Source organism: Pseudomonas sp. I3-I5, assembly GCF_022699445.1.
GTDB lineage: Bacteria > Pseudomonadota > Gammaproteobacteria > Pseudomonadales > Pseudomonadaceae > Aquipseudomonas > Aquipseudomonas fulva.
Genome location: NZ_CP093940.1, coordinates 1022316 through 1032500, shown reverse-complemented (window position 1 = coordinate 1032500; position 10185 = coordinate 1022316). Strand labels below are relative to the sequence as shown.

Genomic DNA, 10185 nt, shown 5'->3' with positions numbered 1-10185 from the left:
CATGGGGCTGTCACTGATGGCCATGGGTCTTCTGTACTCGCGTCTGCCGGACGGCGAGAGCGCGCAGGTCATCGCCAGTATCGGCTACAGCGCCGGCTTCCTGGCCGTCATCATCGCGCGGCAGCAATTGTTCACCGAGAACACCCTGACCGCTGTCCTGCCAGTGATGACGACGCCAACGCTGGGCAACTTCGGTCGCTTGCTGCGCCTCTGGGGCGTGGTCCTGGCCGGCAACCTGGCCGGTACTCTATTGGTGGCCTGGGTAATGCTCGAACTGCCGATCTTCGATACCAAGACAGATATCGCGTTTCTGGAGGTGGGCCGTAAGGTGATGGAAAACGACGTCAGCCAGATGTTTGCCAAAGGCATCGTGTCCGGCTGGATGATCGCCACCATGGTCTGGATGATCCCCTCCATGGAGCACGCCAAGATCTGGATCATCCTGGTCATCACCTACCTCATGGCATTGGGCGACTTCACCCACATCGTGGTGGGGTCGGTAGAGGTCTCGTATCTGGTCTGGGCGGGTGAAGAAACCTGGAGCAACTTCTTGCTGCACTTTGCCCTGCCTACGCTGGCCGGCAACATCATCGGCGGCAGTCTCATCTTTGGTCTGATCAGCCATGCACAGGTGCGCAGCGACAGCGGCAAATCGCCGTCCCAGTTACTCAAAGATGAACAGCCCTCGCGAAAGCACCAGGACGATCAGCAAAAGTGAAACGTTGCCTTTAAGGCGTGCGGGTAACATCCCCTCTTCTTCTATAAGGAAGCTGGGCCGAGGCGTTGCGACAACGCTGCCCAGCTTTGCCCTCTTCTTCCACAGCCCAGTCAGGCATACTCGCCCCACTGCTCGCATCACCCGTGATTTGGCTTGCAAGGCCATGTCTCGTGCGCCTGCCATGGCCCAGAATACTCGCGCACGTCAAGCGATAAGCGCCCTGATAGAGATCACACCCATGGACACACGCACCGGCAAAGGCCTTTCGTTTGCCAAACGGATTTATCTGCCTCGGGTACTGGGCAAGGGTGTGGGGCTTTTCGCGGTAATGGCTGCGGTGGAACCCCTGTCTCCCCCCACTTGGGTTTGGCCATTCATGCTTTTCAACGGCTTGCTGTGGCCACACTTGGCCTATCAATGGGCGGCCCGGTCCAAAGCGCCCTACCAGGCCGAGCAGCGCAACTTTTTCCTCGATTCGCTGATGGGTGGGTTCTGGGCCGGTGCCATGCAGTTCAACCCGCTGCCGACGGTTACCGTCCTGTCGATGGTCACCATGAACAACGTCGCAGCCGGCGGCAAGGGGTTGGCTATTCGCGCAGGGATGGCGCAATTGGCAGGCATGCTTGCGGCTTGCGCCCTGCTGGGGCCGGGATTTCAACCCAACGCTACCGCCTTCCAGGTCTACGCCTGCCTGCCGATGCTGACGCTGTATCCAGCGGCGCTTGGGTGGGTGTGCTATCGACTGGCAATCAAGCTGGCCGAGCACAAACGCCGGCTCAACACCCTCAGCCTCACCGACAGCCTCACCGGGCTACTCAACCACGGCGCCTGGAAAGACCTCTTGGCAAGGCGTTTTAGCGGGTGCAGGAAACAGCGCGGTGAGGCTGTAGTCGCTCTGATCGACATCGACCACTTCAAGACCATCAATGATACCTTCGGCCATGTAATCGGCGATCAGGTATTGCGCCAGGTCAGCATCGAGTTGCGCGGCGCCCTGCGCGAAGGCGACAAGGCCGGACGCTATGGGGGCGATGAATTTTGCGTGATACTGCCCAGCACCACCGAAGCCCAGGCCTGTCAGGCCATGGAACGCCTGCGTGAGCGTGTGGCGAGCTACCGCGACCCGCAGATGCCCCAACTGCGCATCAGCTTGAGCATTGGCCTCTGCCCGTTCGACCCCTCGCTGGAGACTCCGGACGGCTGGTTACGCCAGGCGGACACCGCCTTGTATGTCGCCAAGCGCAATGGCCGGGATCGGGTCATGGTCACTCATCGGGCCAATGCCAGCGTGACGCCTTCTGCCGAATCCTCTGCCTTCATATCGCTGGCGCGATGACACCTGCCGGGTGCAAGCGTCGCTCGGCCACAATCTCAGGCAGGTCATGCCGGCGAAGGTAAGCCTTCAACGGCTCACTCACATTCAGCCGCTCATCCATGTGTTGCTCTATCAGCAAGCCCAGTCGCTCGCGACACAAGGCCATGCGATGCCCCTGCTCAGGTCGCCATACGAACTCGTTGCACGGGGTGATGCTGTCGTCGGCGATATCCATACCGAAGGCATCCTCGGAGAAACGCACGATATAGATGCCACGTTTACCGTGAAAGCCCACGAAGCCCTTGAGCTGCTCGGCCGCCTTGCAGATATCCTGGGATGTAATGGTCATGCCCCACCTCATGGTCAATGGAACGCGCTGCGCAGCCGTCACACGGGAACGCTTGCCACTGCAGGCCACGCCCGTGCCCAACGGGCCACGTCGCCGGAACAGATGCCAGGCAAAAAAATGGGCGACCGAAGTCGCCCTAAATGCCTTGCGTGCTCATGAATCGGGAAGGTCAAGGGCGCTTGCGCTTGCTCGAGTCCTTCCAGATGAAAATGCCTAGACCGGCGAAGAAAGCCACCATCAACCCCACCGTTACCACCCCTGCGATAACCACGTTGTCGAAGAACATGCCGACCTCTCCATTTGTTCGCCGTTGTCCGATGGGGAAACAGTAACCAATGTCGGGCGGAAGAAAATTGACCAAGGTCAATGACGCCCGGGGACGGGCGCACGGGGCGGGCGCAGGGTTGACCTGCGTCAAGCGTCAGCGCTTCTTGGGCTTGCGCTTGGACTTCTTCTTGGCAGCGTTCAAGGGCAATGCCTGTTCGAACGCATCGCGCATCTCGTTCAGGCGCTTTTCCTTGATGTCATGCACGCGGCGGGCACGTTCGGCATCGAAATCAATGAGATTGTCTTGGCTCATACTGGGCTCTACACGCTACGGATGCTGCATGATGGGGCTAGAACCAGACACTTGCCAGCCCTGCTTCATACCTCGATGTCCACCAGCAGCCCCTGACGCACGGGCTCGCCCATCAGCGGCACCACTGGCACGGTATTGTCGGCGTTGACCTCATGGCCTGGCAACGCATCGAACCGTTCATCATTACCTTTGCCTTTACCCTGGCGTTGCTGCTGCCGGCGCTGCTCCTCGCGCAGCAGCAACTGCTGTTCCTGCGGGTCACGCTGGCGCTTGAGGTCGATCGCACTTTCACCGGACGCAGGCTGCGCCGGCACTACCGGCTTTATATCCGGGGTCGGTTTGACCGGGTCCTGCTGCGAGGTGACCGGGGCAGCGCTGAGCGGAATGATCGGTGGCAGCATGGCGTTCTCCTGTACCCCTGTATCGGCAACCACACAGCTGCCTTGAAGTCATGGACAACATTCAGCCCGGTTCGTCCTGCGCCTCGTCCTGGTCCTGCAAGGCAGTTTCGCTCCAGGGACGCTGGTAGACCTGCTGCCACACTGCATCCATATGGGCTCGAACCCAGGCCGGGGCAGCCTTGAGCGAGGCACTGTCCTGGCGCTCGCCGCCGATCGGGTCTTCGCCTGCCGGGGTGATCAGCGACTGACCCGTGATGCTGTAGACCGTTTGCCCGTCACGCATCTCGATGGCGATGTCATGGGGCTCGACACCTCCTCCGCAGAAGGCATGACTGGCCACCGTCACCTCGGCCTCACCGTTCTGATCGAGGTCGGCCACGCCGCTGACATCGGTGTAGAAATCCACGTCCAGATCCAGGCCCGGACACGTGGTTTGCTGATCGATCTGCCAGCGCGCCTGGAAAGCTTCTTGCGCTTTGCGGCGGCCGTACAAGGTTGCCTTGAGCACGACCTTGTCCACTTCCTGTTCACTTTCCGGGTCGCTGGCCTGGCCATCGACACGGCTCAAGACCAACAGGCCTTCGCCGTTCCTGTCACGGTAGTGCACGCTCTTGAGCGGTGCCTGCACACCCAGCACCTCCAACTGCTCCATGGGGATGGGCGGCAAGGTTTCGAAGGTCTTGGGCTCGCAGCCTGCCAGGAGCAGACCGCCGGCCGTAAGGCTCAAGACAACGCAAAGGGGCTTGGCAGGCATGGGATGCAGAACCCTCGTCGGCACGGCATGAAGCGACGAAACGGCTAGACTGATGCACCGGCCGATACCGTTCGGCACCCTCAGGTGCACTCGGCACTTTGGTCTGCCCGGCCGATCCGTTAACATAATCGGCTTTTTCATCGCGGGAGTGCAGGCAGTATGGCGCAGCAGTATCAACCGGGGCAACGCTGGATCAGCGACAGCGAGGCAGAGCTCGGCCTGGGTACCATCCTGGCGCAGGATGGCCGCCTCCTGACCGTCCTCTACCCGGCCACTGGCGATACCCGGCAATATTCCCTGCGCAATGCGCCGCTGACACGCGTGCGCTTCTCGCCAGGTGATCAGATCACTCACTTCGAAGGCTGGAAGCTGACCGTGCGCGAAGTCGAGGACATCGACGGCTTGATGGTCTATCACGGGCTCGACGGGCAGAATCAGCCCCGCACGATGCCGGAGACCCAGCTGTCGAACTTCATCCAGTTCCGCCTGGCCAGCGACCGCCTGTTCGCCGGCCAGATCGACCCGCTGTCGTGGTTCAGCCTGCGCTACAACACCCTTCAGCACACCAGCAAGCAGATGCAATCCACGCTGTGGGGCCTGGGCGGCTGCCGCGCCCAGCCCATCGCTCACCAGTTGCACATCGCCCGCGAAGTGGCCGACCGCAGCGCACCTCGCGTACTGCTCGCCGACGAAGTGGGCCTGGGCAAGACCATCGAGGCAGGCCTGGTGATTCATCGCCAGCTGCTGACCGGCCGCGCCAGCCGGGTGCTGATCCTGGTGCCTGAGAACCTCCAGCATCAATGGCTGGTAGAGATGCGCCGGCGCTTCAACCTGCAGGTCGCCCTGTTCGATGCCGAGCGGTTCATCGAAAGCGATGCCAGCAACCCCTTCGAGGATGCCCAGCTCGCGCTGGTCGCGCTGGAGTGGCTGGTCGACGACGAGAAGGCCCAGGATGCAATGTTCGCGGCAGGCTGGGACCTGATGGTGGTCGATGAAGCGCACCACCTGGTCTGGCACGAGGAACACGCCAGTGCCGAATATGCGCTGGTCGAACAGCTGGCCCAGGTCATTCCCGGCGTGTTGCTGCTCACCGCAACCCCTGAGCAACTGGGCCAGGACAGCCATTTCGCGCGGCTGCGCCTGCTCGATCCCAACCGTTTCCATGACCTGGCGGCCTTCCGCGCCGAAAGCGAGCACTACCGGCCGGTGGCCGAGGCGGTGCAGGAGCTGCTGGACGAGGGGCGCTTGTCGCCGAAGGCACACGCCACCATCCAGGGTTTCCTCGGGGCCGAGGGCGATGCACTGCTCGCTGCGGTCAACGACGGGGACAGCCAGGCCAGTGCCCGACTGATCCGCGAACTGCTCGATCGTCATGGCACCGGGCGAGTGCTGTTCCGCAACACCCGTGCCGCCATCCAGGGGTTCCCTGAGCGTCAGTTGCACCCTCACTCACTGCCCAATCCGGAGCAATACGCCAGCTTGCCCGAGGGTGAACACGCCGAGCTCTACCCTGAGGTGGCGTTCCAGTCCCAGGCGGACCAGGCGCAAGAAGAGCGTTGGTGGCGCTTCGACCCGCGGGTCGACTGGCTGATCGACACCTTGAAAATGCTCAAGCGCACCAAGGTGCTGGTCATTTGCGCCCATGCCGAGACCGCCATGGACCTGGAAGACGCCCTGCGCGTGCGTTCCGGTATTCCGGCTTCTGTCTTCCACGAAGGCATGAGCATCCTGGAGCGCGACCGCGCGGCGGCTTACTTCGCCGACGAAGAATTCGGCGCCCAGGTGCTGATCTGTTCGGAAATCGGCAGTGAGGGGCGCAACTTCCAGTTCGCCCATCACCTGGTGATGTTCGACTTGCCTGCTCACCCCGACCTGCTCGAACAACGTATCGGGCGTCTGGACCGTATCGGCCAGAAGCACACCATCGAGTTGCACGTGCCGTACCTGCAAGGCACGCCGCAAGCGCACCTGTTCCAGTGGTACCACGAGGGGCTCAACGCGTTCCTGAACACCTGCCCCACCGGTAACGCCCTGCAGCACCAATTCGGCCCACGCCTGCTGGCACTGCTCGACAGCGATGACAGCAAGGCCTGGGATAGCCTGGTCAACGAAGCGAGAAGCGAACGTGAGCGCCTCGAAGCCGAACTGCATACCGGCCGTGACCGCTTGCTCGAACTCAATTCCGGCGGTGCTGGCGAAGGTGAAGCGCTGGTCGAGGCCATCCTCGAGCAGGACGATCAGTTCGCCCTGCCGATCTACATGGAAACCCTGTTCGATGCGTTCGGTATCGACAGTGAAGACCATTCGGAAAACGCACTGATCCTGAAGCCCAGCGAGAAGATGCTCGATGCCAGCTTCCCCCTGGGCGATGACGAAGGTGTGACCATCACCTACGACCGCGGCCAGGCGCTGTCGCGTGAAGACATGCAGTTCCTGACCTGGGAGCACCCGATGGTGCAAGGCGGCATGGACCTCGTGCTGTCCGGCTCGATGGGCAATACCGCCGTGGCACTGATCAAGAACAAGGCGCTCAAGCCTGGGACCGTGCTGCTGGAGCTGCTGTTCGTCAGCGAGGTGGTCGCGCCGCGCAGCTTGCAACTGGGCCGGTACCTGCCGCCCGCCGCCCTGCGCTGCCTGCTTGATGCCAACGGCAATGACCTGGCCTCGCGGGTCGCATTCGAGACCCTGAACGATCAGCTCGAGAGCGTGCCGCGTGCCAGTGCCAACAAGTTCGTCCAGGCCCAGCGTGACGTGCTTGCAAAGCGCATCGGCAGCGGCGAAGAAAAGATCGTCCCGCTCCACGAGCAACGGGTGGCCGACGCCCAACGTCGCCTGGCCGCCGAAGCCGACGAAGAGCTCGCACGCCTGGTGGCACTGCAAGCGGTCAACCCGAGCGTGAGGGACAGTGAAATCGACGCGTTGCGCAAGCAGCGCGAAGAGGGCCTGGCCATGTTGGCCAAAGCAGCACTGCGTCTTGAAGCGATACGGGTGCTGGTCGCAGGCTGACCCCGGCGAGCCCACCTGACCTGCAGCGGCCTCATCGTTTCTGGGATGAGGTCGCCCCTGGGCAGAACGTACCCACCACGCGCCGGGTCAGCACCTAGTCCTGGCGTTTGATTCGATACTGCTCGACCAACGTCGAAGGGTCCTGGTCCAGGTAACCCTGACTGCCGTGCAACCGCATCAACTGGGCAGCCAGGCCCGTAAGCGGCGTCGCTGCGCCCTGTTCGCGTGAAAACTTCACGGCACCATCCAGATCCTTGAGCAGGGTCCGCACGTGCCACTTGATGGGAGCGAAACGGCTCTCTGCCATCTGTGGGGCCAGTATCTGCAAAGGCTTGGAGTCGGCAAAGCCGCCTGCCAGGGCTTGGGCGATCAACCCGGCGTCCACCCCGGAACGCTCGGCCAGCGCGATGACCTCGGCGATGACCAGGGCGTTGCACGCCACGATCATCTGGTTGCAGGCCTTGGTCACCTGGCCTGCGCCAACGCCCCCCATGTGTGTCACCCGCTGGCCGAGCACCTCCAACACTGGGCGAGCACGCGCCAGGTCAGCCACCTCCCCGCCCACCATGATCGCCAGGGTACCTGCCTGCGCACCTGCCGTGCCGCCGGACACCGGGGCATCCAGCCACCCCATACCACACAAGGCGCCCAGCTGGGCTGCCATTTCCCGGGTAGCGCCAGGCTCCAGGCTGGAAAAATCCACCAGCAGCTGACCCTGCCGCCCGCCTGTGGCAACGCCCTGATCGCCAAATACCACGTCGCGCACCACGGCGGTATCGGCCAGGCACAGCAATACCATGTCCACCTGCTGCGCAAGCTCGGCAGGGCTCGCGGCCAGTCGCGCGCCTGCGTCAACCAGCGCCTGGCATTTTTCCGGGCTGCGGTTCCACACCCACAGCCCATAGCCGGCCGCCAGCAGGCGCTGGCACATCGGCAGGCCCATCAGACCGACACCAGCGAAACCTAGGGAGGGTAATGCGTTGCTCATCAGGAACTCCTGGCTGAAAAAGGGTGGCTGGGGCAATGCTGCGCTGCATGACTGCGGCGATGGCCACCTTTACGCATGCCGTAAACTGTTACCGCCACGCCGAATTGTTACTTACCTCTACCTCGATTGAGCAATCACAAGCACCCAAAAGAGGCGCCTGCGCGTTTTCGCGCACCAAAAAAGCACAAGGCTGTCATTCACCGCCTGACTTGAATGACGATGAACGGCGATACGACTACCGCCCATATCTCTGGATCGCGGGTTTGCAGGTCACTGGCCTGTTCTGCCGTAACCGGGCCGACAGTGCCATCAGAGCGCCACTTATCGAAGAGGTCACTGCGGTTTTCGGCCATTGCCGTGGCCACGGTGATTAAATCCAGGGCGGGATCGACCCAAATCAGGTCACCCTTTGCCCAGAACCTTTCCAAGGCTTTCCACTCGATGGTGGCGGTTTCTCCGAGCAGTTTGGCATAGAGGGTGCTTGTTCGATCAGTCATGGGAATATCCGCTGGAAATCTGGCTTTTGAAAAAGCCGGCATTTTTGCAGAAAAACCCGGTTTCAAATATGCATTTGGGTATCAGGCCCCGTATTTTCGGGGTACGACCGCCAGGATAAGCCATTTGATGGCGCCTTTCTGTACTTTTGTGTCAAGCAAGCGACAACCGTTAAACCAGGCGCTTTTTGCCCGCTTTTCAAGCGCGCTGACAGCGCTCTACACTGTACCGGTACAGTTCCGGGACATGTTCCGGGGAAGGTGGGCTTGCGCGTTGGCATGGCCACGCCGCAACCCGCCTGGTCTGTAGCCCTGGCCGCCAGGACTATAAGAATTACAACAGAATGAGTGGAGCATTATGATCAAGATTTCCAAGCTGTTCGCCGCAATGGTTCTGGCCGGGGTAGCCAGCCATTCGTTTGCCGCCGATACCATCAAGATCGGGATCGCCGGGCCCAAGACTGGCCCCGTGACCCAATATGGCGACATGCAGTTCATCGGCGCCAAGCAAGCCATCAAGGACATCAACGCAGCAGGCGGTGTCGATGGCAAGATGCTAGAAGCCAAGGAATACGACGACGCCTGCGACCCTAAACAGGCCGTGGCCGTCGCCAACAAAGTGGTCAACGATGGCGTCAAGTTCGTCATCGGCCACTTGTGCTCCAGCTCCACCCAGCCAGCGTCCGACATCTACGAAGACGAAGGCGTGATCATGATCACCCCGGCGGCAACATCCCCGGAAATCACCTCCCGCGGCTACAAGCTGATCTTCCGCACCATCGGCCTGGACAGCGCCCAGGGCCCTGCCGCAGGCAACTACATCGCCGATCACGTCAAGCCCAAGGTGGTCGCAGTGCTGCACGACAAGCAGCAGTACGGTGAAGGCATCGCCACGGCCGTCAAACAGACTCTGGAGCAAAAAGGCACCAAGGTTGCCGTGTTCGAAGGCCTCAACGCCGGCGACAAGGACTTCTCGTCCATCATTCAGAAGCTCAAGCAGAACAACGTCGATTTCGTCTACTACGGCGGCTACCACCCAGAGCTGGGTCTGATCCTGCGTCAAGCACAGGAAAAAGGCCTCAAAGCCAAGTTCATGGGTCCGGAAGGTGTGGGTAACGACTCCATCTCGCAAATCGCCCAGAATGCCTCCGAAGGGCTGCTGGTCACCCTGCCGAAGTCGTTCGATGCCGACCCTGAGAACAAGAAGATCGTCGACGCGATCAAGGCTGACGGCAAGGACCCAAGCGGCCCGTTCGTCTTCCCTGCCTACTCGGCCGTCGAGCTGATCGCCCAGGGCATCAAGGCCGCAGGCTCCGAGGACACCGACAAGGTGGCCGAGGCCATCCACCAAGGTTCGTTCAAGACCCCTACCGGCACCCTGACCTATGACGACAAGGGTGACCTCAGAGACTTCAAGTTCGTGGTCTACGAATGGCACTTCGGCAAGCCGAAGACCGAAGTCTCCCCTCAGTAACAAGCGTGACTAATAGCTGACCGAGAAGCCCACTGTGCGAGCAGTGGGCTTTGTTTTACGAGGTTCATGGGCACGCCCCCGCGATCCGGGGACGGGCTCACCTGAA

At 61.6% G+C, this 10185-nt stretch carries 11 protein-coding genes (1 of these 11 cut by a window edge); 4 read left to right on the top strand and 7 right to left on the bottom strand.

Features of this window, described 5'->3' with window-relative positions:
* A protein-coding gene (locus MOP87_RS04595; RefSeq protein WP_049696449.1) for a formate/nitrite transporter family protein crosses the window boundary here: on the top strand, positions 1 to 718 show its 3' portion. 179 nt of this gene lie to the left of the window's left edge; only the last 718 of its 897 coding nucleotides appear in the window; its start codon lies off the left edge, out of view; it ends in the stop codon at positions 716 to 718.
* A 238-nt stretch (positions 719 to 956) separates the two neighbouring features.
* Positions 957 to 2054, top strand: coding sequence for a diguanylate cyclase (locus MOP87_RS04590; protein ID WP_206405938.1), 1098 nt, complete (start codon positions 957 to 959; stop codon positions 2052 to 2054).
* Here MOP87_RS04590 and MOP87_RS04585 read toward each other — a convergent pair.
* The 5 genes from MOP87_RS04585 to MOP87_RS04570 all read right to left on the bottom strand — a co-directional run bounded on the left by MOP87_RS04585 (position 2035) and on the right by MOP87_RS04570 (position 4117).
* Positions 2035 to 2382 carry a DUF2025 family protein gene (locus MOP87_RS04585; protein WP_059183266.1) on the bottom strand — a complete coding sequence of 116 codons (348 nt, stop codon included), beginning with the start codon at positions 2380 to 2382 and terminating at the stop codon, positions 2035 to 2037. The genes MOP87_RS04590 and MOP87_RS04585 overlap by 20 nt on opposite strands.
* A 169-nt stretch (positions 2383 to 2551) precedes the next feature.
* Complete coding sequence (gene ccoM / locus MOP87_RS21735; protein ID WP_023535213.1) at positions 2552 to 2668, bottom strand: cytochrome c oxidase subunit CcoM; 117 nt, start codon at positions 2666 to 2668, stop codon at positions 2552 to 2554.
* A 135-nt stretch (positions 2669 to 2803) separates the two neighbouring features.
* A complete protein-coding gene (locus MOP87_RS04580) occupies positions 2804 to 2962 on the bottom strand; it encodes a hypothetical protein (protein ID WP_088523537.1) in 159 nt (52 codons plus the stop codon).
* A gap of 65 nt (positions 2963 to 3027) precedes the next feature.
* Complete coding sequence (locus MOP87_RS04575) at positions 3028 to 3363, bottom strand: hypothetical protein (RefSeq protein ID WP_028687605.1); 336 nt, start codon at positions 3361 to 3363, stop codon at positions 3028 to 3030.
* 61 nt (positions 3364 to 3424) lie between these two features.
* The gene (locus tag MOP87_RS04570) at positions 3425 to 4117 is read right to left on the bottom strand and encodes a hypothetical protein (RefSeq protein WP_028687604.1); all 693 of its coding nucleotides are present in this window, start codon (positions 4115 to 4117) and stop codon (positions 3425 to 3427) included.
* 159 nt (positions 4118 to 4276) lie between these two features.
* Between MOP87_RS04570 and rapA the strand changes: the two genes are divergently transcribed.
* Positions 4277 to 7123 carry an RNA polymerase-associated protein RapA gene (gene rapA / locus MOP87_RS04565; protein ID WP_206405940.1) on the top strand — a complete coding sequence of 949 codons (2847 nt, stop codon included), beginning with the start codon at positions 4277 to 4279 and terminating at the stop codon, positions 7121 to 7123.
* A gap of 94 nt (positions 7124 to 7217) precedes the next feature.
* Here rapA and MOP87_RS04560 read toward each other — a convergent pair whose 3' ends face one another.
* Both MOP87_RS04560 and MOP87_RS04555 read right to left on the bottom strand, forming a co-directional pair.
* Positions 7218 to 8111: an NAD(P)-dependent oxidoreductase gene (locus MOP87_RS04560; RefSeq protein WP_027915313.1), complete on the bottom strand. Its 894-nt coding sequence runs from the start codon at positions 8109 to 8111 to the stop codon at positions 7218 to 7220.
* Between the two features lie 197 nt (positions 8112 to 8308).
* Positions 8309 to 8608, bottom strand: a complete 300-nt coding sequence (locus tag MOP87_RS04555; RefSeq protein WP_027915314.1) for a DUF2288 domain-containing protein — start codon at positions 8606 to 8608, stop codon at positions 8309 to 8311.
* Between the two features lie 355 nt (positions 8609 to 8963).
* Here MOP87_RS04555 and MOP87_RS04550 point away from each other — a divergent pair, with 355 nt between their 5' ends.
* Positions 8964 to 10079 (top strand): branched-chain amino acid ABC transporter substrate-binding protein, encoded by a 1116-nt coding sequence (locus MOP87_RS04550; protein ID WP_242810170.1) that lies wholly within the window; start codon positions 8964 to 8966, stop codon positions 10077 to 10079.
* Positions 10080 to 10185 lie beyond the last annotated feature (106 nt).

What these genes read in the sequence shown, in the direction of transcription:
- MOP87_RS04590 (WP_206405938.1), top strand. Translation starts at nt 957, where the DNA reads ATGGACACACGCACCGGCAAAGGCCTTTCGTTTGCCAAACGGATTTAT.
- MOP87_RS04555 (WP_027915314.1), bottom strand. Translation starts at nt 8,608, where the DNA reads ATGACTGATCGAACAAGCACCCTCTATGCCAAACTGCTCGGAGAAACC.
- MOP87_RS04560 (WP_027915313.1), bottom strand. Translation starts at nt 8,111, where the DNA reads ATGAGCAACGCATTACCCTCCCTAGGTTTCGCTGGTGTCGGTCTGATG.
- MOP87_RS04575 (WP_028687605.1), bottom strand. Translation starts at nt 3,363, where the DNA reads ATGCTGCCACCGATCATTCCGCTCAGCGCTGCCCCGGTCACCTCGCAG.
- MOP87_RS04550 (WP_242810170.1), top strand. Translation starts at nt 8,964, where the DNA reads ATGATCAAGATTTCCAAGCTGTTCGCCGCAATGGTTCTGGCCGGGGTA.
- MOP87_RS04570 (WP_028687604.1), bottom strand. Translation starts at nt 4,117, where the DNA reads ATGCCTGCCAAGCCCCTTTGCGTTGTCTTGAGCCTTACGGCCGGCGGT.
- MOP87_RS04580 (WP_088523537.1), bottom strand. Translation starts at nt 2,962, where the DNA reads ATGAGCCAAGACAATCTCATTGATTTCGATGCCGAACGTGCCCGCCGC.
- ccoM (WP_023535213.1), bottom strand. Translation starts at nt 2,668, where the DNA reads ATGTTCTTCGACAACGTGGTTATCGCAGGGGTGGTAACGGTGGGGTTG.
- MOP87_RS04585 (WP_059183266.1), bottom strand. Translation starts at nt 2,382, where the DNA reads ATGACCATTACATCCCAGGATATCTGCAAGGCGGCCGAGCAGCTCAAG.
- rapA (WP_206405940.1), top strand. Translation starts at nt 4,277, where the DNA reads ATGGCGCAGCAGTATCAACCGGGGCAACGCTGGATCAGCGACAGCGAG.